Genomic DNA, 21902 nt, shown 5'->3' on the forward strand with positions numbered 1-21902 from the left:
CGCATATTTTTCACCCTTGAGGCTGTTTCCTCTGATGATCAGACTGGTGGTTCCCATAAAAGATCGCAGCCTCGCTCCGCTCGACAGCTCCTACAAGCTCCTACACAAGATCGCAGCCTCGCTGCGCTCGACAGCTCCTACGGGGGGGTTGTGGCAGGTTGCGATCTTTGGGCATGCCGTCCACCCATCAGAACAGGTAGGATACCCCCTGATTTTCTAAAGCCTTGCTATCGGAGTTGCCCATGAGCGCCGTCAATCGCGCAGCGGTGGAAGCCGTCCTTCGCCAATACACCGACCCTTATCTGAACCAGGATCCGGTCAGCGCCGGTTGTGTCCGCGCCATCGATATCCAGGGTGATCGCGTCAGCGTTGCGCTGGAACTGGGCTATGCCGCCGGGTTGTTCAAGAGCGGCTGGGCGCAGATGCTGCAAATGGCCATCGAGGGTCTGGACGGGGTGACGACGGCCAGAGTCGAGATCACCAGCGTAATCGCCGCGCACAAGGCTCAGGCGCAGATACCGGGGCTGGCCAATGTAAAAAACGTGGTGGCAGTGGCCTCCGGCAAGGGTGGCGTGGGTAAATCCACCACCGCCGCCAACCTGGCGCTGGCGCTGGCTCGTGAAGGCGCCAAAGTCGGGATTCTCGACGCGGACATCTACGGTCCGAGTCAGGGCATCATGTTCGGTATCCCGGAAGGCACCCGCCCGAAAATCAAGGACCAGAAATGGTTCGTGCCGATCGAGTCCCACGGCGTCGAGGTCATGTCCATGGCTTTCTTGACCGACGACAACACGCCGATGGTCTGGCGCGGCCCGATGGTCTCGGGCGCGCTGTTGCAGCTGGTGACACAGACGGCCTGGGGCGATCTGGATTATCTGGTGATCGACATGCCGCCAGGCACCGGTGACATCCAGCTGACCCTGGCGCAGAAGGTCCCGGTGGCCGGTGCGGTGATTGTCACCACGCCACAGGATCTGGCACTGCTGGATGCGCGCAAGGGCGTGGAAATGTTCCGCAAGGTCAACATTCCGGTGCTGGGTGTCGTGGAAAACATGGCTGTGCATATCTGCTCCAATTGCGGGCACGCCGAGCATCTGTTTGGCGAAGGCGGTGGCGAGAAGCTGGCCACCCAATATGGTGTCGAACTATTGGCCTCGCTGCCGCTGTCGATAGTGATTCGCGAGCAGGCCGACGGTGGCAAGCCAACGGTGATCGCCGAACCTGACAGCCAGATTGCCATGGTTTACCAGGAACTGGCCCGTCACGTCGGCGCGCGGATCGTGTTGCAGGAAGCTGCAGCGCCGGCGATGCCGAATATCACCATCAGCGACGATTGATTCGCGACGCCCCCTAAAAGATCGCAGCGCCCACAGGCGCGTAGGAGCTGCCGAAGGCTGCGATCTTTTGATCTTGCTTTAAATGCCTTTTAAATGCGCTTTAAATGCGCAATCCGCCATCCAGTGCCAGGATCCGGCCGGTGTAATAGTCGTTCTCAAAGATATAGGCCGCCGAGTGAGCGATCTCTTCAGGCTTGCCCATGCGCTTGAGCGGAATGCCCGAAGTTATTTTCTCCAGGGCTTCAGGCTTCATGCTCAGAGTCATCTCGGTTTCGATAAAGCCCGGCGCGATGCCCGCTACGCGAATCCCGTAGCGCGCCAGTTCCTTGGCCCAGGTCACGGTGGCTGCGGCGACCCCGGCCTTGGCCGCGGAGTAGTTGGTCTGGCCAACGTTACCGGCACGGGAAATCGACGAGATATTGATGATTGCGCCGTGATTGTTCAGCTCAATCATCTTCGCTGCCACCTCGCGGGTGCAGAGGAATACGCCGGTCAGGTTGACGTCGATCACTAACTGCCATTGGGCCAGGCTCATTTTGCTCATTTCACCGTCCTTGACCTTGATCAACAGGCCATCGCGCAGGATTCCGGCATTGTTGATCAAGCCGTGAATCGCCCCGAAATCTTCGGCGACCTGAGCGACCATGTAGCTCACTTGTTCTTCATTGGCGACGTTGCACAGATAAGCACGAGCTTCGACGCCAGCAGCCTGGCAGGCTGCCACGGCCAGATCGAGCTTTTCCTGATTCAGGTCGACCAGAGCCAGCTTCGCGCCCTTGGCGGCGAAATACTCCGCCATGGAGCGGCCTAATCCCTGGCAACCGCCGGTGATAATGATTACTTTGTCAGTGAGTTCCATTCGCATGCCCCCGATAGCAGATCAAAGTGGTTCCCTTTTATATAGCCTCTCCTGCGTGCCTGATATGGCTTGGCTGCATATGAGAACTGCCTCGATGGCGTCACTGGAGACTTTCACCAGCTGCCAGTCCGTTTTTTCGACGGATACTATATAAGGAGTCATAAATTGAGCGTTGAAGCCACTAAGAATGCCCGAGAATTGTTACTCAAGGAATACCGTGGGATGTTGTCGACGCATTCCAGGGCGATGCCCGGTTTTCCTTTTGGCTCAGTGGTTCCTTATTGCCTGGACCAGCAGGGGCGGCCGCTGATCCTGATTAGCCGGATCGCCCAGCACACCCACAATTTGCTCAAGGACGCCAAATGCTCACTGTTGGTAGGCGAGCGTGAGGCTGAGGATGTGCAAGCTGTCGGGCGCCTGACCTATCTGGCCGAGGCTGAAAAGCTCAGTGATCCCGAGGCGATCGAAGCCGCCGCCGAGCGTTATTACCGCTACTTCCCCGATTCGCAGAGCTATCACAAGGCCCATGACTTCGACTTTTGGGTGCTCAAGCCAGTCCGTCATCGCTACATCGGTGGTTTCGGCGCGATTCACTGGATCGATCAAGTCACCTTGGCCAACCCGTTTGCCGGCAAGGCGGAAGCGAGCATGGTCGAACACATGAACAACGACCACGCCAAGGCCATTGCCCATTACGTCGAATTGGCCGGTTTACCGAACACCGTACCGGCGCAGTTGGCCGGAATTGACACCGAAGGCATGCACTTGCGTATCGGACAGGGGTTGTACTGGCTGCCCTTTCAGGAGCCTTGTAATACGCCGACACAAGTGCGCGAAGCCTTGGTTTTTCTGGCTCACGCCGAGCATTGGCCAAAAAATGCAGCTGCTGACGCTTGAATTCACGAAACAGCGACGTCATCTAATGTGTACTTGGAAGGCATTCTTCCGTTGAGGAACCATTTGATGCGCGCTTTTTTGTTGCTCTTTCTGCTGTTTCCGGTGCTAGAGCTGTTTGTGTTTGTCAAAGTCAGCTCGGCCATCGGCTTTTTCCCGGCCTTGCTGCTGATTATTCTTGGCTCGATGCTCGGTGTGCTGGTATTGCGCGTCGCCGGCCTGGCCACGGCCCTGCGGGCACGTGAAAGCCTGAATCGTGGCGAGTTGCCAGCCCAGCAAATGCTTGAAGGCCTGATGATGGCCCTGGGTGGCGGTCTGTTGATCCTGCCGGGTTTCATCAGTGACGTGTTTGGTTTGATCATGTTGCTGCCGATCACTCGGCGGTTGCTGGCCAACAAGATGCGCAAACGTGCCGAGGAGCAGGCGATTCGTCAGCGTGCTTTTGCCGAGGATATGCAGGCTCGCGGCGGGCCGACCCCGCAACAGCCCCTTGGGCGCCAGCCGAACGTGATCGAAGGTGAGTTCGAGCATCGCGACCCGTAACCCGTTTTGCTCTTCGACATGGCACCTGCGGGTGCCATGTTTGTTTTTCAGACCCAGGCTCCAGGTAAAAAAATTCGCTCATCAGCCCTTGTAATAAGCTTATGCGCCCTTATGTAACGGTCACCGCAAGGTTTTGGTGGCAACACCAGACAGACTTCCGCGGTTCGCTTTGCGAGCCGCAACCGGCAACGCCGGATTTGTTAACCCGCCGGGAATACACCGGCCGATGAAAAGCACAATTAGGAGAGATCGACAATGAAGCTTCGTCCTCTGCATGACCGCGTCGTAATCCGTCGCAGCGAAGAAGAAAAGAAAACCGCTGGCGGTATCGTTCTGCCAGGTTCGGCTGCTGAAAAGCCAAACCAGGGTGAAGTCCTCGCTGTAGGCCCAGGCAAAGTGCTGGACAACGGTGAAGTGCGTGCGCTGGCCGTGAAAGTGGGTGACAAGGTTGTATTCGGCCCGTACTCCGGCAGCAACACTGTGAAAGTCGACGGCGAAGACCTGGTGATCATGGCTGAGAACGAGATTCTCGCTGTTGTCGAAGGCTGATTCCCCGCTCATTTTCCCGCTACTACAAAGTATTTAAGGAATATCGATCATGGCTGCTAAAGAAGTTAAATTCGGCGACTCCGCCCGCAAGAAAATGCTCGCCGGTGTCAACGTCCTGGCTGATGCAGTAAAAGCGACCCTGGGCCCTAAAGGCCGTAACGTGATCATCGAGAAGAGCTTCGGCGCTCCGACCATCACCAAGGACGGCGTGTCCGTTGCCAAAGAAATCGAGCTGAAAGATCGTTTCGAAAACATGGGCGCGCAGCTGGTCAAAGACGTTGCCTCCCGTGCCAACGATGACGCAGGCGACGGCACCACCACCGCTACCGTTCTGGCTCAATCGATCGTCAACGAAGGCCTGAAAGCCGTCGCTGCCGGCATGAACCCGATGGACCTGAAGCGCGGTATCGACAAAGCGACCATCGCCATTGTCAAAGAGCTGAAAGCCCTGTCCAAGCCTTGCGCTGACACCAAGGCCATCGCTCAGGTCGGCACTATCTCGGCCAACTCCGACAACTCCATCGGCGACATCATTGCTGAAGCCATGGAAAAAGTCGGTAAAGAAGGCGTGATCACCGTTGAAGAAGGCTCGGGCCTGGAAAACGAACTGTCGGTTGTTGAAGGCATGCAGTTCGACCGTGGCTACCTGTCCCCGTACTTCGTCAACAAGCCAGAGACCATGACTGCCGAGCTCGACGGTCCGCTGATCCTGCTGGTCGACAAGAAAATCTCGAACATCCGTGAACTGCTGCCAGTACTGGAAGCCGTTGCCAAAGCCGGCCGTCCACTGCTGATCGTGAGCGAAGACGTTGAAGGCGAAGCCCTGGCGACTCTGGTTGTGAACAACATGCGCGGTATCGTCAAAGTGGTTGCCGTCAAGGCTCCAGGCTTTGGTGACCGTCGCAAGGCCATGCTGCAGGACATCGCTGTCCTGACCGGCGGTACCGTTATCTCCGAAGAGATCGGTCTGAGCCTGGAAAGCGCTACCCTGGAACACCTGGGTAATGCCAAACGCGTAGCCGTGACCAAGGAAAACACCACCGTCATCGACGGCGCCGGCGTTGAGGCTGATATCCAGGCTCGCGTTCTGCAGATCCGTCAGCAAGTGGCCGACACTTCGTCCGACTACGACCGTGAAAAACTGCAAGAGCGTCTGGCCAAACTGTCCGGCGGCGTTGCAGTGATCAAGGTTGGCGCTGGTTCCGAAGTTGAAATGAAAGAGAAGAAAGCCCGCGTTGAAGACGCCCTGCACGCTACTCGTGCAGCCGTTGAAGAAGGCGTGGTACCTGGCGGTGGCGTAGCGCTGATTCGCGCTCTGCAAGCCATCAGCGAACTGAAAGGCGACAACGCTGATCAGAACGTCGGTATTGCTGTACTGCGTCGCGCTATCGAATCGCCACTGCGTCAGATCGTTGCCAACTCCGGCGACGAGCCAAGCGTAGTAGTCGACAAGGTCAAGCAAGGTTCGGGTAACTTCGGTTACAACGCAGCCAGCGGCGAATACGGCGACATGATCGAAATGGGTATCCTGGATCCTACCAAAGTGACTCGTTCTGCTCTGCAGGCTGCGGCGTCCATTGGTGGCCTGATGCTGACCACCGAAGCCATGATCGCTGATGCTCCAGACGACAAACCAGCTGGCGGCGGCATGCCAGACATGGGCGGTATGGGTGGCATGGGCGGCATGATGTAAGCCAGCCTTACCCTGTACTGAAAAACCCCGTTGGCGTTAAGCCAGCGGGGTTTTTTAATGTCCGGGATTTGTGCAGCCCCGAAAAGATCGCAGCCTGCGGCAGCTCCTACAGGGGCGGCGTACACCCCAATCGGCGTAGGAGCTGCCGCAGGCTGCGATCTTTTGATCTTGAAAGGTCAGGCGCCGACAGGCTCTGCTTGAGCCGCTTGTTCAGCCTTCGAGGCCGGCCGATACAGGACGTAGTAATAAGACCCCAGGCATATCAACCAACAGAAAATCGCCGTCCAGACGTTGTGGGAAAAGAAGTGCGCGCCCTGCATCATCCGGCCAATGGAAAACACCGTGCCCAGGCTGAATGCGAAAATCAGCGCATTGCGCGCCATTCGCGGGCGTCGGTCACGTAACACAAAGAACAGCGCAAATAAGGTGAACCCCGTCGCCGCATGACCTCCGGGCCAGCAACGACCGGGTTTGTCGGTCTGCGGGCGTGGGCTGAGCAACTCGCTGTAGGTTTCCTTGCCACCGAACTCCTTCAGACTCCAGGGGCATTGCACCGCCGTCACGGCTTTGAGCGGGGTGACGAAAGACGTCGCCAGGGCCAGCGACAGCACCAGGCAGCCCAACTCACGTTTGAGCGGTTTGAGTCGCGGCAGAAAAAAGCTGCCAATGAAGCCGATAATCGCCAACACCGAGAAGCCGATGACCACCTGCTTGGCTCGGTCATGCAGGATGTCCTCCAGAAAGTAACTGTGCCTGCCGATGAAACTGCCTGTGACAGGGTTGTAAAACAGCTTCGCGAGGACCATGTCCCAAGACGTCAATTCCAGCAAGAGCAAGATGATTCCCGCAATGGCGGGTACACCCAGACATACCCGGAAATCGAGCGGCCGTGAGGCTGGACGGGCAGCAGTTGAGGTCATGGAAAATCCTTCTTGGATAAACGTGCTCGGGAAGCGGCTGCGCGCGGAGTCTGAACCGGGCCCTGTCGTCAGGTTGTGAATCGATAGTGAAAAACTCGTTAAGTCGTTTCAATGACTTACCGACAGTCTCTGGCGCTAGCCGTGGGCCACACTTGGCCTTAAGCTGCGCGAGCCAAGACGGCTGTTACTGTGTACGGAGGAGTGCCCATGCGAATTCTATTGGTTGAAGACAACCGCGATATCCTCGCCAATCTGGCCGACTACCTGGGACTTAAAGGTTATACCGTGGATTGCGCGCAGGACGGACTGTCAGGCTTGCACCTGGCGGCGACCGAGCATTACGACTTGATCGTGCTCGACATCATGCTGCCCGGCATCGATGGCTACACCCTGTGCAAACGACTGCGTGAGGATGCCCGGCGCGACACCCCGGTGATCATGCTCACCGCTCGCGATCAACTGGATGATCGACTGCAGGGCTTCAAGTCCGGTGCCGATGACTATCTGGTCAAACCCTTTGCGCTGTCGGAGCTTGCGGCGCGGATCGAGGCGGTCATGCGTCGTGCTCAGGGTGGCGGTCGCCGCGCACTGCAAGTGGGCGATCTGAGCTATGACCTGGACACCCTTGAAGTGACCCGCGAGGGGCGTCTGCTCAAGCTCAATCCGGTGGGCCTCAAGCTGCTGGCGGTGCTGATGCAGAAGAGTCCGCACGTGCTGCGTCGCGAGATACTCGAAGAAGCCCTGTGGGGCGATGACTGCCCGGACAGCGACAGCCTGCGCAGCCATGTTCACCAGCTGCGGCAGGTGATCGACAAGCCTTTCGCCAAACCGCTGCTGCAGACCGTGCATGGCGTCGGCTATCGCTTGGCCGAGAGTCGTGATGGAGTTTAGACAGAGCCTTGCCCAACGGATCATCATCGCTTTTGCGTTAATGAGTGCATTGGTTGCAGGGGCATTCGCCATGGGTATTGTGGCGACCGTGCACCTGGTGGAAGAGAAGCTGATTTCCGCGGGTCTGGGCGGCGACCTGCAGCGTCTGTTGCTGATGGACAGCGTCGCCGACTGGAGCCACCGGCCGGAGCCGGACCAAATATTTTACTTCAGCGGCGGCCCCGGCGACTTTGACGTGCCCAAGGATCTGCGCCATCTGGATACGGGATTTCACGAGGTGTTTCGCGACCAGCTGTCGTATCACGCCATGGTCGAAATAGTCGACGGTCGACGTTATGTGTTGTTGCAGGACCAGAGCGATTTCGAAGAGCGTGAACGGGTGCTGTTCGCCGTAGTGCTGGTCGGTTTTGTGCTGAGTCTGGCGCTGGCAGTGTTCCTCGGTTGGGTTCTGGCACGCAAGGTCATGGCTCCGGTGGTACGGCTGGCCCGCCAGGTACGACATCGCGATCAGTTGCTGGGCCTGGCACCGCCTTTGGCGCCGGACTACGCCGCGGATGAGGTGGGTGAGCTGGCGGTAGCCTTCGACGCCACCCTGGGGCGTTTACGCCAGGCATTGAGCCGAGAGCAACTGTTTACCAGCGACGTCAGTCACGAATTGCGTACGCCGTTGATGGTGGTGGCCAGCTCTTGCGAACTTCTGCTGGAAAACCCCGGCATCGACCAGCGCGGGCGGGCCCAGGTCGAACGGATTGCCCGCGCCTGTGAAGAAATGCGCGAACTGGTGCAGACCTTTCTGATGTTGGCCCGGGCCCAACGCGAAGATGCCAGCATGTCGCCGCAACTGACCTTGAGTCAGGTGTCCGAAGATCTGACTGCGCTGTGGCGCGAACCCATCGAAGCCAAGGGGCTCGAGTTGATCTATGAGAAGGGGAGCCCGCTCGATACCCGCTACAACGCGACATTCCTGCACGCAGTCATGAGCAATCTGTTGCGTAACGCATTGCACTACACCGAAACCGGTTTTATTCGTCTGACGCTGGAGCCGAGCGGCTTTGTGGTCGAGGACAGCGGCGTGGGAATTCCCGAAGAGAAACGCGAGGCGATGTTCGAGCCGTTCGTGCGTGGTAACGAGAAGCGGGGTGAGGGCCTGGGCCTTGGCCTGTCACTGGTGCAGCGGATCTGTGAAAACCAGGGCTGGTGCGTCAGCCTCAGCACCATGCAACCCAATGGTTGTCGTTTCCATGTTCAGCTCCATCCATTCAAGCCCTGACCCCTTCTTCTGCCCGGTTCCTCCTGGCCTGCAATGACCCCGGCCTTAGCCGGTAGTGGCATTGAGCCATTACCGGCCGCTTGTAAGATCCCGACGGGACGAAGTTTTCACAACCAGATGACCTGACGGCGACATGCCACGGCCTAAGGTGAGCCATCAGTTACAAGAGACCCTGATGATGGCGACCCCGATCAAACTTGAATTTTCCGACAAATACCTCGAACAGCATGCCCGCGAGTATTTGCGTCGCCATTCGTCGTGGCGTCCTGCGGACTGGCAAAAACTCAACTACTTTTATAGGGCGGTGTTTGGCAGCGCTATCAAGGGTTTAGAGTAATGAAACTAGAAGTTGCTCGAGGTTTGTTCTTGATTGGAGCCTTGGCAGTTACTTCTTGGGCGGTGGCCGCTTGGGAGCAGCCCCGCACGCAGGTCCTCAGCGCAATGCACAGCGACGCGCATTGCCCCTTGCCACGGGCAGCCAAGGCATCCGTGGTAACAGAACCCGACCAGGATTTTCTGCTGTTCATGTTCGGTCTTTCTCAAGGAATGAGGCCACAGAGTTGAAAAAAATGAAGCCCAAATAAAAGGCCTCGTATTGCGAGGCCTTTTGGTTTGTATGAATTTTTGGGTGTACCCGGACCCCACCCGTAGGAACTGCCGAAGGTTCGGGCCGCGTTCGGACGATCTTTTGATCTTGATTTAGCGATGGGCGTTAACGATAACGCGTGTTTTCTGAATAAACGCGCCGCCCGTAGGAGCTGCCGAAGGCTGCGATCTTTTGATCTTGATTCAGGCCTCAGCGTTTATCCGGCTTGGCCAGCAAGGTGTAAACGCAAGGCAACACAAACAAGGTGAACAGCGTACCAATCGACATCCCTGTGGCGATCACCGTGCCGATATCGAACCGGCTGACCGCGCCCGCGCCGGTGGCGATGATCAACGGCACCATGCCGAACACCATCGCCGCTGTGGTCATCAACACCGGGCGCAAGCGAATCGCCGCGGCTTCTTCCACGGCTTCCCGAGCTGTCAGCCCCTTGTCCTTGCGCAGTTGGTTGGCAAACTCGACGATCAGAATGCCATGCTTGCTGATCAGCCCGATCAAGGTTACCAGTCCGACCTGGGTATAGATATTCATGCTCGACCAGCCCAGAAACAGCGGGATCAGCGCACCGCAGATCGACAGCGGGACGGTCACCAGGATCACCAGCGGGTCGCGGAAGCTTTCGAATTGCGCCGCCAGCACCAGGAAGATGATGGCCAGCGCCAGGCCAAAGGTCACCCACAACGCGCTGCCTTCCTGAACGAATTGCCTCGAAGCGCCGCCATAATCGAAGGCGTAGCCCGGCCCGGCTTCCTCCTGGCCGATCTGGCGCACGGTCTCGATCGCCTCGCCCATACTGACAAGCGGCACACCCGAGATCGTCGCCGAGTTTAACTGCTGGAACTGATTCAACTGCCGCGGTCGAGCGCGGTCGGAAACGCTGATCAGGGTGGACAGTGGCAGCGCTTCTCCCGCGGTGTTTTTCACGTAGTAGTTGTCCAGCCAGTCTGGATTGTCGCGGTAGGCGCGTTCTACCTGGGCGATCACCTTGTAGCTGCGGCCTTCGATGGTGAAGCGGTTGATTTCCGCCTCACCGAGCAATGTCGCCAGAGTGCCCCCCAGGTCTTGCATCGAAACCCCCATCTGCGCGGCTTTGGCTCGATCGATATCGACCACCACCTCAGGCTTGTCAAAGGCCAGGTCGATATCGAGAAAGGCGAACTTGCCGGATTCCACCGCGCGTTTTTTCACTCGATCGGCGATTTGCAGTAGCGACTCGTAATCATTCGGCGTGTTGATGATGAACGAGAATGGCATGCCCTCTCCGGTACCCGGCAGGGATGGCAGGTTGAAGCCGAAGATCTGCAGCCCGGTGATGGCGCCCAACTTGGCTTGAACTTCGGGAAGAATTTCCATCTGGGTCCGGCTGCGTTCGCTCCACGGCTTGAGCAGGAAACCGCCGATCCCCGATTGCACCCCGTTGAAGCCGTTGATCTGGAACGATGAGTAGTACTCGGGGAACTCCTTGAAGATGGTGACGAATTCGTCGGTGTAGGTGTTGAGGTAGTCGAGGTTGGTGGGCTGTGGTGCGTTGGCCATTATGAAGACGATGCCCTGATCTTCGTCCGGCGCCAGTTCCGACGTGGTGAATTTCAACAGTACCGGGATCAGGCACAGAACGATAACGGCGAACACCAGTACCACTGGCCGGGTGTTGAGGGTGCCATGAAGCAGGCTCTGATAGCGGCGCTTCAAACCCTCGAAAATCAGGTCGAGGCGGTGGGCCAGGCCGGTCGGGTTTTCATCGTGGCGCAAGAGCAGGGCGCACATCATTGGCGACAGGGTCAGGGCGACAATCCCGGAGATCACCACCGCCCCGGCCAAGGTCAGCGCAAACTCCTTGAACAGCGCCCCGGTCAGGCCTTCGAGAAAACCGATTGGCGCGTAGACCGCCGCCAGCGTGATGGTCATCGAGACCACCGGCATGGCGATTTCCCGGGCACCCTCGATGGCGGCGTCGAGCGGTGTCTTGCCTTCTTCGATGTGCCGATGGATGTTCTCCACCACCACAATCGCGTCGTCCACCACCAGCCCGATGGCCAGCACCATTGCCAGCAGCGTCAGCAGGTTGATCGAGTAACCCATCAGTTGCATGAAAAACATTACACCGATCATCGACAGCGGAATGGTGATTACCGGAATCAGCACCGAACGCAGCGCGCCGAGGAACAGGAACACCACGACGATCACGATCAGCACCGCTTCAAACAGGGTTTTCACTACCTCATTGATCGACGCCTGAATGAATAGCGTAGCGTCGTAGGCGATCTCCCCTTTCAAGTTCGGTGGCAGCTGGGCTTCCAGCTCCGGCATGATTTTGCGCACTTCCTTGATCACGTCCAGCGGGTTGGCGGCAGGGGTGGCCTTGATGCCGATATACACTGACGGCGTGCCCCCAAAAGAGCTGACGGTATCGTAGTTCTCGGCGCCCATTTCCACTCGCGCCACATCACTGAGCAGCACCCGACTGTCGCCCTCGGTTTTCAGCGGGATCGCGGCGAAGGCCTCGGCGGACTTGAGCTCGGTGTTGGCATTGATGCTGGTGACCACGTATTCGCCTTTCACCTCGCCGGCGGCGGAGAGGAAGTTGTAACGACGTACCGCATCGGTCACATCACTGGCGCTGAGGCCGTAGCCGGCGAGCTTGACCGGGTCCAGCCACAGGCGCATGGCGAACACCTGGTTGCCGAGAATCTCCGCTTCGGCCATGCCCGGCAAGGTCGCCAGTTTCGGCTGGATCACCCGTGACAGATAGTCGGTGATCTGCGGGTTGCTCAGGTCATTGCTGAAGAAACTGATGTACATCAGTGCCGAGGCGTCCGCCGCTTCCTTGCTCAGCACCGGGTCTTCGGCATCCTGAGGCAGCTGGTTCTTGACCTCGTTGGCCTTGGCCAGCAGCTCGGTAAACAGCCGGTCGCTGTTGGCGCCGATCCGCGCGTAGATCGAAATCACCGAGAAGTTCTGCCGGCTGACCGAGGTCATGTAGTCGATGCCTTCGGCACTCGCCAGGCTCTGCTGCATCGGTTGGGTGATGTAACCCTGGATGGTTTCGGCATTGGCCCCGGGGTAGGCGGTGGTCACGGTGATCAGGGCGTTTTCCATCTGCGGATACTGGCGCAGTGGCAGCTTGCTCCAGGCCTGGAAGCCCAGCAGCACGATCAACAGGCTGATCACGCTGGCGAGCACTGGGCGGCGGATAAACGGATCGGTAAAAGCCATGGAGATTCCTTGATCAGTCGGCGCGCGGCTGGCTGTTCTGTTCGACTGGCAAATTCTTGTCGGGGCTGATGGCAATGTGGGCGTCGTTGGTCAGTTTGATTTGCCCGGCGCTGACCACTTGTTCGCCGTTCTGCAGGCCTTTGGTGATCAGCACCAGCCCGTCGCGCCGCTCGCCAGTCTCGATAAAGCGTCGCTCGGCGATCAGCACCGGTTGCCCGTTGGCGTCCTTCTCGACACTGCCGTCGGCGGCTTTTTTCTGCGCCACCACAAATAGCGAGTTGCCATAGAGGGTGTAGGTGATCGCGCTTTCCGGTACCACGATCTTTAGTTGAGGGTCCGGCAGCAGGACCTGCAGGCTGGCGAACATGCCTGGCAGCAACTTGCCATCCGGGTTGGCCAGGGTCGCGCGCACCAGCACGTTGCGGGTGCTGTCTTCGACTTTCGGGTTGATCGCGCTGATGGTCCCGGGAAAGTTCTGCGTCGGGTAGGCCGAGACGCTGACCTGAACCGGTTGTCCCAAGGCAATTTTCGGTATCGCCTGCTCCGGCACGAAGAAGTCGACATAGAGGCTGCTCAGGTCCTGCAAGGTGGCGATCACTGTGCCACTGGCAAGGTAGTCGCCGACATCCACTTGGCGGATGCCGATGGTGCCGCTGAAGGGCGCGACGATGTGTTTCTTCGCCAGTGAAGCCTTGAGCTGATTGACCGTGGCCTTGTTCTTTTGCAGTTGTGCCGTGAGCCGGTCGAATTCGCCTTTGGAAATGGCCTGGCTGCCCACCAGCTGACTGCCTCGGCCGTAGTCGAGTTGAGCCAGGCCGAGGTCGGCCACGGCGGTTTCCAGCAGGGCGCTTTCCACGGCGCTGTCGAGTTGCAGGAGCGGTTGGCCGATCTTGACCTTCTGCCCTGACTGGAACTGCACTTCCTTGACCGTCCCGGCAGTCTCCAGGCTCAGATCGACCCCTTGCAACGCCTTGAGTGTGCCGACCGTGGGTAGACGGCTTTGCCACGGACGTTCAGTGGCAGTGGCCACCGCCACGTTCACCGGCGGTTGGGGCGCAGAGAACACCTGGATCTGCTGATAGATGGAAAAGGCTTTATAGCCGGCCAGCATCAGTACGATAAGCAGGACAACACCCAACATGATCAGCATGCGGCGGCGCAGCATATTCCGGTTCCTTGGAAAAAAAGCTGAAACAGACAAGATGAGATAGGAGGGACATTACGCCAGGCGTGCAGGTGATTCTATATGCTCGTCTGAGGATTGTGCATAGAGCCCTAAAAGATCGCAGCCTTCGGCAGCTCCTACGGAATGGGATCTGACTCGGTATCGAGGCGCGCCTCGGTCCGCGTAGGAGCTGCCGAAGGCTGCGATCTTGGCGGCCTCGTTGACGCCGAAAAATCTTAAATCAGATGAAGGTGGTTATCCCAAAGCCCTGCGGGTAGTTCAAGGGGCTTTGCAACCAGCTGTGCCTGGCGACAATCGTAGAATCGGCAGCGCCCCTGACCCGAGGTGACGACGAAGCCATCAGCCACGGCACCGACTCCGGCGCAGTCGGGTAACGGCGCATCGAGGCGCAGTTGAGCGGTGTCCAGATCCCAGATAAAGAAGCGATTACCCCGCGGTGCGGTGAGCGCCACCAGGCGCAACTCGCTGTGCACGGCGACGCTGGCGGTGTAGTGTCCCATGGCCTGCAACTGCTGTTCGGCAACTGGAAACGCCACAAAGGGCTGGCCGGGTCGCTTGATCGCCAGCAGCTCGGAAGACTCGTGGGCATCGCCCATGAACTGCTGGCCGGCGACAATAGTACCGTCGCTGGCAATACCCAGATGTCGCACGCTATTCATCGATTGGGCGAGGGTTTCCTTGCTCAGCAATCTGCCGTCGCGCTGCATCAGTACCAGGCTTGGCTGCATGGCATTGAGGTTCATCTCGACCCGGCTTTCGGCCTCGGTACGGATTCCGCCGTTGGCCACTACCAGAGTTTCACCGTCGGGCATCCACGACACTTGATGCGGGCCGATGCCGTGGGTGGAAATCTCACCGGAATGAACCAATCGTTCACCTTCGAAGCGATACACGCCGAGCAGGCCGCGACCCGGATCGGTGGTGTCGTTTTCAGTGGCGTAGAGCCAGTCACCGCTCTTGTGTATCACCGCGTGACCGTAGAAATGCCGGTTCGGTTGTGAGACCACAGTCTGCAACAGCGTGCCGTCGCGTAGATCGATCAGGTAACTCTCGGTCCCGGGGCGCCGGGCGACGAACAGGGCGACCGGCAGCGTCGGATGATTGATGATGTCGTGGCAGCGCTGGCCGACCCGGGTAGCGAATACCTGGCTGCCGTCCAGTCGATAACCGACGGTATAGTGCTGGCCTTCGCCATCGTTGCGCGCCGAGAGCAGCAACGGGCTTTGGTCCTTTTGCCGAAACAGCGTCCAGCCGCCCAGCGTCACTGCACCCAGCAACAAACTGCCTAGAGTCAAAGCCTGGCGTCGCAGCATGGAGCTAACCCTCATCAGTCACCATCGTTGGCGTTGAAGCCCAGTTGGATGCCCAGCGCCTTGGCCAGTTCGCCTTCGTGCAGGCGATGGACCACGTTGAGGCTGTCGTAAAGGTCGTTGAGTTGCTGGCGACCGGCATCGTCGCTGAGCATTTCAGTCAATGAACGCGGGCTGCTGGCGAACAGTTTCAGCGAGGCGGCATAGGCGGCATCGATCTTCTCGGCCAACGGCTTCTGCTCGGCAGGCAACAGGCCGCGCAGGCCCTTGTTGTCGACCCCGACCCACACGGTTTTGGCCGCGGAGAGGCTGGCTTCCAGGCTGAGCAGCGAAGACTGGCTGCGCCAGGCATCGGCCTGGAATGGCTGTGGAATGCCCTTGCTCTGGCGGCCCATCGGGGTGCCGAGTTTTTTCTTCAGGGTGTCCAGCGCGGTGACTTGCACTCGCAGCAGATCGGCGATGGCTTCATGTGAATCGGCGTAGCGTTGGTTCGGGAATTTGCTCATCTGCGCGAGCATGCCGTCGTTGGTGTTCCAGCGCGACAGAATCTCTTCGGCGAGGAGCTTCTGGCGCTCGCCAATGGCCGTCAGCAAAGGGCAATAGCGGGCTTTCTGCGCGCTGTCGGCCATGTCGACCTTGCTGTCGAACAGGATGTATTCGTAGGCCGACAGGCCTTGCACCACAACGCTGGATTTGGCCAGGGCGGCGGCGTCGATCTGCGGCTGCGCGCTGACCAGTTGCTCGACCTGACGGCCGACCAGGTTCTTCTTGTCTGGCCAGAACTGCACTTGCCAGGCCCGGTTACCCTCGGCCAGCGGACCGATCAGCAGCGGTTGCAGTTCGGCCCAGGCTTTTTGTGCGTGGTGGAAATCGGCGCGCGCGGTGTCCAGGTCTGACTTGCCTTCACAGAACGCCAGTGCGCTGATCGCCAATTGGCGGTCGGCATCGACCCAGCGGCTGTAGGTCGGCAGGATCACTTGCTTGGCAATGGCTGCGGAGGTGACTGCTTGGGGATCCTGCGGTGAACAGGCGCCAAGGGCGAGCGCGGCAAGGCTGGTGAACAACAGTTTGGGGCGGAACATGTCGGGCTCCCGTTCTTTGGGTGGAAAGCTTAGAGAAAGCGTTATAGAGAATTCAGGAATGCCAGCAACGCGGCGCGCTGCTCGGCATTGAAAGACAAAACCTGCTGCTGTGCCGCCTGGGCTTCGCCGCCGTGCCAGAGCACCGCTTCGAGCAGGTTGCGGGCCCGGCCGTCATGCAGAAACCGGGTATGGCCACTGACTGTTTGCGTCAGGCCGATGCCCCACAACGGCGGCGTGCGCCAGTCGCGGCCACTGGCCTGGAACTCCGTGCGATTGTCTGCCAGGCCATCGCCCATGTCGTGCAGCAGCAGGTCGCTGTACGGACGAATCACCTGATTGGCCAGTTCGGGCTCTGCGGCATTTGCCGCGGTGGTGAATTTCGGCGTGTGGCAGGACTGGCAGCCGGCCTGATAGAACAGGCTTTTGCCCGCCAGCACCTGCGGCGAACTCACATCGCGGCGGGCCGGGACGGCAAGGTTGCGGCTGTAGAACAGCACCAGGCGCAGGATATTGTCACTGACCTCCGGTTCACCGTCCGGGCCATTGCCATTGGGCGCCTGCAGGCAGCCAGTCTGGGTCTGGGTGCAGTCATCAATGTGTCGCAGGCTGGTGGTCAGGCCCATATCACCGGAAAACGCGTGGACGTTTTGCTGATTGAGCGTGGGCTGCCCGGCTTTCCAGCCGAAGCGTCCGAGCACGGTTTTCTGTTGCGCGTCATCCCAGACCTGGTTCGGTCGCCCGGCGATGCCGTTGTTGTCGTCATCTTGCGGGTCGGCGTTGCGCAGAATGTCGGCATCAGAGATGGCTTCGAGTAGCCCCAGGCCAATCATCGGCGGTGCGATTCGGGCGGAGAAGCGTGTGTCCGGGTGCATGGGCCCGTAACCGAGCTGGCTGATTTGCAGTTTCGGTTTGCGCAGTTCGACTTCAGTGCCGTCCTTGAAGCGAATCGGCATCGGCTCGTAGTCGACCCGGACTTTGCCTTCCGGCACGACGCCGGGAACCGACATGTCCTGCAGTTGCCCACCGTAGACCGGCTCCGGAACTACACCGAGCTGCTCGATGACTTTGGCATAGGCCGGGTCATTGGGGATCGACAGGCGGACCAGCATCGACACCGAATTGCTCGCATCAGGGGCTGGCGGGTGACCGCGGCCGTCCTTGATGTGGCAGTTCTGGCAGCCGTTGGTATTGAACAGCGGGCCCAGCCCGTCGCGTGCGGTAGTGGTCGCTGGGGCAATCACCCAGGGGCTGCGAAAGAAGCTGTTGCCGACGCTGAAATCCAGACGCCGGGTCGGCGACAAGTTAGCCGAAGGCAGGGAGAAGGCGTTCTGATCGGTCTTGCGCACTGTCGCACTGCCACCGGAGCTGGCTTCACCCGGTTCGGCCTTGGTGAAATGCGGGACGTCATCGCAGGCACTCAGGCCGAAGGCCAGCAACAGAGTGGACAAACGAAGCGGCAGCGAGAGCATCAGACATCCTGCAAGACGAGCAAAACAAGGGCGCAAAGTCTAACAGGGCAGGGGAATTTGAATAAGAGGAATTAGCGTTTAGTTTGATGTGGAGCAGTGTTTGGAGGCACTGTGATACTTGTAGGAGCGAGCTTGCTCGCGATGGACTCAAGGTCGGCGCGTTTATTCAGAAAGCACGCGTTATCGTTAACGACCATCGCGAGCAAACGGAACGCCGCCCGGCTGCTCCTACAAGAGTTCACAAAAAAGGCGACCCGAAGGTCGCCTCTCTATTCATTCAAACAACGCTTGATCAGAACTTGTGATCAGCGTTGTCCGGGTTCAGGTCGGTGATGCCCAGTTTGCCGGCAGCCTGTTCGATCGAACCGGTCTGCTTGACCAGCGAAGCGATGGCGTCGCGAACGATCTGATTGCCGGCGGTGTTGCCTGCGGCGATCAACTGGTCGTAGTGCTCACCCTTGGTGGCGTGGTCGACGATCACTTGCATCTTGGCTTCGGTAGCGGCCAGGTCGGCCTTGAGCGCGGTGTCGGCGGCCGGGTCGGCTTTGGCGACCAGCGAGGACAGGCTGGCGCCGGTCATCTTGGTGCCATCGACACGGGTGTATTCGCCCAGGTACACGTTGCGAATGCCTTTGGCATCGTAGAACTGCGAGTAGTGGGTGTTATCGCTGAAGCAGTCGTGTTCGTCTTCCGGCGAGTTGGCTTCCAGGGAAACCTTCATGCGCTCGCCCGCCAGTTCACCCAGGGACAGACTGCCCATGCCGAAGAGCATTTTGCGCAAGCCGGTATCGGTGGGTTCGGCTTCCAGAGTGGCGCGGTAGTTGTCGGCCACATTCGGCTTCCAGTTACCGACCATTTCTTCCAGGTCGCTGACCAGCAGTTGGGTGACGGATTTCAGGTAAGCACGACGACGATCATTGTGACCGCCGGTGGCGCCTTTGCCTTCCAGGTAGTCGGACGCTGGACGGTTGCCGGCGCCAGGGCCGGTACCGTTCAGGTCCTGGCCCCAGAGCAGGAATTCGATGGCGTGGTAGCCGGTGGCAACGTTGGCTTCGGAACCGCCCAGCTCATTCAGGCTGGCGAGTTTTTCCGGGGTGATGTCTTTCACGTCGACCTTGTCTTCGCCGACCTGGATTTTGGTATTGGCGATGATGTTGGCGGTCGCGCCCGGGTTACCCAGTGCGTGCTCGTAGCTCTTGTCGACGTAGTCGATCAGGCCTTCGTCCAGCGGCCAGGCGTTAAGCTGTCCTTCCCAATCGTCGACGATGGTGTTGCCGAAGCGAAACACTTCGCTCTGCAGGTACGGTACGCGCGCTGCGACCCAGGCAGCCTTGGCGGCTTTCAGGGTGTCGGCGTTCGGCTTGGCAAGGAATGCGTCGATCGCGGTTTGCAAGGTTTTCGCGGTGGATTCGGCATCGCTGTAGACGGCGAAGACGATGTCGGCGTAATGCGCGACAACGGCCTTGGCTGCGGCTTCATCAACTTTACCGGCAGCAGGAGCAGGAGCCGCCGGGGCTGCGGTGCTGGCAGCCGGAGTAGGCGCTTGCGGAGCGGCGGCCTTGTCTTTGCCTTCGCCGCAACCGGCGAGGGAAATAGCGATGGCCAACAGACTGGCGGTAGCCAGAGGCATACGAATCATGGCGAACATCCTGCTTCGAGAGAGATGGACAGGCGCGCGGGCGCGCAAAACTGCAACATAATGCGAAAGATTTGCATTATGTGTAAAGGGTTGCGTTTGTAATTATTTCTTATTCACGCGGTAATGGCACTTTGTAGCCGCTGCCGAAGACTGCGTTCGGCTCTGTAGCAGCGTGTGTCACAAGATCGCGGCGTTACTGCGTTGGGCCTGCTTCAAATAAACACTCAATTCCCTGGCCAGCAGGGGCTTGCTGTAGAGATAGCCCTGACCCTCGTGGCAGCCTTCGGAGATGATGTAGGACTCCTGCTCGGCGGTTTCCACGCCCTCGGCAATCACCTGCATGCCCAGGCTCTTGCCCAATTGAATGATCGCCCGGACGATGGTGGCGTCGTCGTCGTCATCCAGCAGGTCCTGGACGAAACTCTTGTCGATCTTGATCTTGTCCAGCGGCAGGCTTTTCAGATAACTCAGGGACGAGTAGCCGGTACCGAAGTCGTCGATGGCGATCAACGCCCCGGAACGGCGCAGGCTGAGCAGATGCTGGGCGGCGGTGCTGATATCTTCCATCAGGCCGGTTTCGGTGACTTCCAGTTCCAGACTGCGCGGCGGCAGGCGATACATCTGCATCAGGTTGTTGACCACCCGGGGCAGCTCGGCGTGGTGCAATTGCACGGTGGACAGGTTGACCGCCATGCGCAAATCGGCGAACCCCTGATCATGCCATTCCCGTAGCTGACGGCAGGCCTGATCGAGTACCCATTCGCCGATGGCGATGATGGTGCCGTTCTGTTCGGCCAGCGGGATGAACAGGTCCGGAGGCACCAACCCGTGTTCCGGGTGCTGCCAGCGAATCAGCGCTTCAACCCCGACCACGCGGTGATCGCGGTAGCTGATCTGCGGTTGGTAGACCAGGTAGAACTGCTCGCGTGTCAGGGCCTCGCGCAGGTCTTTTTCCAGCTCCCGGCGGCGACGCATTTCGCTGTCGACGCTGGCAATATAGAACTGGTAGCGGTTGCGCGAACGGCTCTTGGCCAGGGTCATGGTCTGTTCGGCCTTTTGCAACAGCTTCTCGGTGCTGTCGCCGTCCTCCGGAAACAGCGTGATCCCGATCGTGGCCCGCAGACGGATCTCCTGATGATCGAGGGCGAACGGCGCTTCCAGGTCATCAAGGATGCTTTGCGCCAGCTCTGCGGCTTCATAAGGCTGTTCGATATCGGCCTGCACCAGGGCGAACTGATCGCCACCCAGGCGGGCGAGGGCGCCCAGGCGACCGCTGTGCGCGCGCAGGCGGTCGGCCAAGGCCAGGAGCAATTGGTCGCCGGTCTGGTAGCTGAATTGCTCGTTGATGCTCTTGAAGTCATCAAGGCCGACACAGATCACCGCGACCCGGCGTTGCAAACGTCCGGCATCCACCAGGATCTTGTCCAGTTGCTGCTGCAACTGCTGACGATTCGGCAGGCCGGTAAGAAAGTCGTACTGGGCCATGCGCAGCAGGCTGTTTTCCGCTTCATGGCGCAGGTGGGTGTTGCGCTCGATGGACTCGAGCAATTGATTGGCGGTGCTGATCCATATGCCCAGTTCGTTCTTCTCGTGGCCCTTGAGCTGCGGGATTTTGTGTTCGCTGGGGCGATCGGGATTGATCGCGGTGAGGTGTTCGATGATCCGTGACAGCGGCTTGGTCAACAGCCAGTGATAAACCAGATACAGCACCAGGGCCATGGCCATGGCGCGAAGCACTCCGGAAATAAAGATGATTACCGAATTGACGATAAACCCCTGGCCGTAGGTGGCGGTATCGAGGGTGATGCTGAGGTCGCCGTAATACTCGCTATAGGGGCCGCGGCCTACCAGTTGCGTGGTAAAGGTGCGTTCCTTGCCGAGAATCAGGTCGGTCAGCCAGCGACTGGCTGACTGCTGCAGTTCGCGTTTTTTTTCCGCGAGCATGGTTTCATTGGGATGGCCGATGGACGCCATGCGCACCGCGTCATCCTGAAACAGGCCTTCGATCACCTGCATGCCCATTTCCCGATCGAGGCTGTACACCGCCTGGGTCGATGGGTCGCGGAACATGTCGAGGATTCGCTGGGCATCGCTGGCCACCGCTTGCCGCGTCTTGTAGGCATCAAAAACGATCTGCGCGCAGCTCAGAACCACGCCAACGATCAATGCCGACAGCAGCACAACCCGGAGCAACTTCACCGACAAGCTGTTTTTGAGTTCCAGCTTCAAAGGGCTATTCCTTGTTCCGTGCGGGTAGCGTCAAGTGCCATGAGTATTGGCAATCCCGTGTTGGCAGTCAAAGGGACAATCAAGCACTGGATATTTCGTCTGTATGCTTGGCCAACATGCTGTTTCCTGGCTTATTCAGGCGATTGGTACTGTGTCGGTAGCAACCCTGTACAACTTGAGGGGCGCGCGAGAGTTTTTCCCAGATCTA

Annotated in this window: 17 protein-coding genes and 1 pseudogene; 9 read left to right on the forward strand and 9 right to left on the reverse strand. The window is 59.1% G+C overall.

Annotated features, from left to right (window positions below; genetic code table 11):
* Positions 1 to 242 precede the first annotated feature (242 nt).
* Complete coding sequence (gene apbC / locus ACA064_RS05870; RefSeq protein ID WP_150643673.1) at positions 243 to 1337, forward strand: iron-sulfur cluster carrier protein ApbC; 1095 nt, start codon at positions 243 to 245, stop codon at positions 1335 to 1337.
* A 100-nt stretch (positions 1338 to 1437) separates the two neighbouring features.
* On the opposite strand, the gene ACA064_RS05875 is transcribed toward apbC, so the two are convergent.
* Entirely contained in the window at positions 1438 to 2196 is a 759-nt protein-coding gene (locus ACA064_RS05875) for an SDR family oxidoreductase (protein WP_497672541.1), read from the reverse strand.
* A gap of 165 nt (positions 2197 to 2361) precedes the next feature.
* On the opposite strand from ACA064_RS05875, the gene ACA064_RS05880 reads away from it, so the two are divergent.
* The 4 genes from ACA064_RS05880 to groL all read left to right on the forward strand — a co-directional run bounded on the left by ACA064_RS05880 (position 2362) and on the right by groL (position 5875).
* Positions 2362 to 3093: a HugZ family pyridoxamine 5'-phosphate oxidase gene (locus tag ACA064_RS05880; RefSeq protein WP_497672542.1), complete on the forward strand. Its 732-nt coding sequence runs from the start codon at positions 2362 to 2364 to the stop codon at positions 3091 to 3093.
* Positions 3094 to 3159: 66 nt separating this feature from the next.
* Entirely contained in the window at positions 3160 to 3633 is a 474-nt protein-coding gene (locus tag ACA064_RS05885; RefSeq protein ID WP_497672543.1) for an FxsA family protein, read from the forward strand.
* A 255-nt stretch (positions 3634 to 3888) separates the two neighbouring features.
* Complete coding sequence (locus tag ACA064_RS05890) at positions 3889 to 4182, forward strand: co-chaperone GroES (protein ID WP_429545740.1); 294 nt, start codon at positions 3889 to 3891, stop codon at positions 4180 to 4182.
* 49 nt (positions 4183 to 4231) lie between these two features.
* Positions 4232 to 5875, forward strand: a complete 1644-nt coding sequence (gene groL, locus ACA064_RS05895; protein ID WP_150643677.1) for a chaperonin GroEL — start codon at positions 4232 to 4234, stop codon at positions 5873 to 5875.
* A gap of 176 nt (positions 5876 to 6051) precedes the next feature.
* Here the strand turns inward: groL and ACA064_RS05900 are convergent, their stop codons facing one another.
* Positions 6052 to 6795, reverse strand: a complete 744-nt coding sequence (locus ACA064_RS05900; protein ID WP_497672544.1) for a phosphatase PAP2 family protein — start codon at positions 6793 to 6795, stop codon at positions 6052 to 6054.
* A gap of 207 nt (positions 6796 to 7002) precedes the next feature.
* Between ACA064_RS05900 and colR the strand changes: the two genes are divergently transcribed.
* The 4 genes and pseudogenes from colR (at position 7003) to ACA064_RS05920 (ending at position 9520) form a co-directional block, all read left to right on the forward strand.
* Positions 7003 to 7686 (forward strand): two-component system response regulator ColR, encoded by a 684-nt coding sequence (gene colR, locus ACA064_RS05905; protein WP_497672545.1) that lies wholly within the window; start codon positions 7003 to 7005, stop codon positions 7684 to 7686.
* On the forward strand, positions 7676 to 8956 hold the full coding sequence (locus ACA064_RS05910) for a sensor histidine kinase (protein ID WP_497672546.1): 1281 nt from the start codon (positions 7676 to 7678) through the stop codon (positions 8954 to 8956). Before colR ends, ACA064_RS05910 begins: the two co-directional genes overlap by 11 nt.
* Positions 8957 to 9182: 226 nt before the next feature.
* Positions 9183 to 9293, forward strand: a pseudogene (locus tag ACA064_RS05915) (lipopolysaccharide kinase InaA family protein); the annotation flags it as partial.
* Positions 9293 to 9520, forward strand: a complete 228-nt coding sequence (locus ACA064_RS05920) for a hypothetical protein (RefSeq protein ID WP_497672547.1) — start codon at positions 9293 to 9295, stop codon at positions 9518 to 9520. The pseudogene ACA064_RS05915 and the gene ACA064_RS05920, both read left to right, overlap by 1 nt.
* A gap of 232 nt (positions 9521 to 9752) precedes the next feature.
* Here ACA064_RS05920 and ACA064_RS05925 read toward each other — a convergent pair whose 3' ends face one another.
* The 7 genes from ACA064_RS05925 to ACA064_RS05955 all read right to left on the reverse strand — a co-directional run bounded on the left by ACA064_RS05925 (position 9753) and on the right by ACA064_RS05955 (position 21694).
* The gene (locus ACA064_RS05925; protein ID WP_497672548.1) at positions 9753 to 12779 is read right to left on the reverse strand and encodes a multidrug efflux RND transporter permease subunit; all 3027 of its coding nucleotides are present in this window, start codon (positions 12777 to 12779) and stop codon (positions 9753 to 9755) included.
* A 13-nt stretch (positions 12780 to 12792) separates the two neighbouring features.
* The gene (locus ACA064_RS05930) at positions 12793 to 13944 is read right to left on the reverse strand and encodes an efflux RND transporter periplasmic adaptor subunit (protein WP_497672549.1); all 1152 of its coding nucleotides are present in this window, start codon (positions 13942 to 13944) and stop codon (positions 12793 to 12795) included.
* A gap of 236 nt (positions 13945 to 14180) precedes the next feature.
* Positions 14181 to 15278 carry a DUF1513 domain-containing protein gene (locus tag ACA064_RS05935; RefSeq protein ID WP_497672550.1) on the reverse strand — a complete coding sequence of 366 codons (1098 nt, stop codon included), beginning with the start codon at positions 15276 to 15278 and terminating at the stop codon, positions 14181 to 14183.
* 14 nt (positions 15279 to 15292) lie between these two features.
* Positions 15293 to 16357, reverse strand: coding sequence for an imelysin family protein (locus tag ACA064_RS05940; protein WP_497672551.1), 1065 nt, complete (start codon positions 16355 to 16357; stop codon positions 15293 to 15295).
* 41 nt (positions 16358 to 16398) lie between these two features.
* A complete protein-coding gene (locus tag ACA064_RS05945) occupies positions 16399 to 17826 on the reverse strand; it encodes a di-heme oxidoreductase family protein (RefSeq protein WP_497672552.1) in 1428 nt (475 codons plus the stop codon).
* 292 nt (positions 17827 to 18118) lie between these two features.
* A complete protein-coding gene (locus ACA064_RS05950; RefSeq protein ID WP_497672553.1) occupies positions 18119 to 19465 on the reverse strand; it encodes an imelysin family protein in 1347 nt (448 codons plus the stop codon).
* A 177-nt stretch (positions 19466 to 19642) separates the two neighbouring features.
* Positions 19643 to 21694 (reverse strand): putative bifunctional diguanylate cyclase/phosphodiesterase, encoded by a 2052-nt coding sequence (locus ACA064_RS05955; protein ID WP_497672554.1) that lies wholly within the window; start codon positions 21692 to 21694, stop codon positions 19643 to 19645.
* Positions 21695 to 21902: the final 208 nt, after the last annotated feature.

It is taken from the genome of Pseudomonas sp. LBUM1658 (genome assembly GCF_059716055.1).

Excerpts from the sequence above, each read along its gene's own strand:
- ACA064_RS05930 (WP_497672549.1), bottom strand. The coding sequence starts at position 13,944 with ATGCTGCGCCGCCGCATGCTGATCATGTTGGGTGTTGTCCTGCTTATC.
- ACA064_RS05875 (WP_497672541.1), bottom strand. The coding sequence starts at position 2,196 with ATGGAACTCACTGACAAAGTAATCATTATCACCGGCGGTTGCCAGGGA.
- ACA064_RS05920 (WP_497672547.1), top strand. The coding sequence starts at position 9,293 with ATGAAACTAGAAGTTGCTCGAGGTTTGTTCTTGATTGGAGCCTTGGCA.
- groL (WP_150643677.1), top strand. The coding sequence starts at position 4,232 with ATGGCTGCTAAAGAAGTTAAATTCGGCGACTCCGCCCGCAAGAAAATG.
- ACA064_RS05885 (WP_497672543.1), top strand. The coding sequence starts at position 3,160 with ATGCGCGCTTTTTTGTTGCTCTTTCTGCTGTTTCCGGTGCTAGAGCTG.
- ACA064_RS05945 (WP_497672552.1), bottom strand. The coding sequence starts at position 17,826 with ATGCTCTCGCTGCCGCTTCGTTTGTCCACTCTGTTGCTGGCCTTCGGC.
- ACA064_RS05940 (WP_497672551.1), bottom strand. The coding sequence starts at position 16,357 with ATGTTCCGCCCCAAACTGTTGTTCACCAGCCTTGCCGCGCTCGCCCTT.
- ACA064_RS05935 (WP_497672550.1), bottom strand. The coding sequence starts at position 15,278 with ATGCTGCGACGCCAGGCTTTGACTCTAGGCAGTTTGTTGCTGGGTGCA.
- apbC (WP_150643673.1), top strand. The coding sequence starts at position 243 with ATGAGCGCCGTCAATCGCGCAGCGGTGGAAGCCGTCCTTCGCCAATAC.
- ACA064_RS05950 (WP_497672553.1), bottom strand. The coding sequence starts at position 19,465 with ATGATTCGTATGCCTCTGGCTACCGCCAGTCTGTTGGCCATCGCTATT.
- ACA064_RS05890 (WP_429545740.1), top strand. The coding sequence starts at position 3,889 with ATGAAGCTTCGTCCTCTGCATGACCGCGTCGTAATCCGTCGCAGCGAA.
- ACA064_RS05910 (WP_497672546.1), top strand. The coding sequence starts at position 7,676 with ATGGAGTTTAGACAGAGCCTTGCCCAACGGATCATCATCGCTTTTGCG.
- ACA064_RS05925 (WP_497672548.1), bottom strand. The coding sequence starts at position 12,779 with ATGGCTTTTACCGATCCGTTTATCCGCCGCCCAGTGCTCGCCAGCGTG.
- colR (WP_497672545.1), top strand. The coding sequence starts at position 7,003 with ATGCGAATTCTATTGGTTGAAGACAACCGCGATATCCTCGCCAATCTG.
- ACA064_RS05900 (WP_497672544.1), bottom strand. The coding sequence starts at position 6,795 with ATGACCTCAACTGCTGCCCGTCCAGCCTCACGGCCGCTCGATTTCCGG.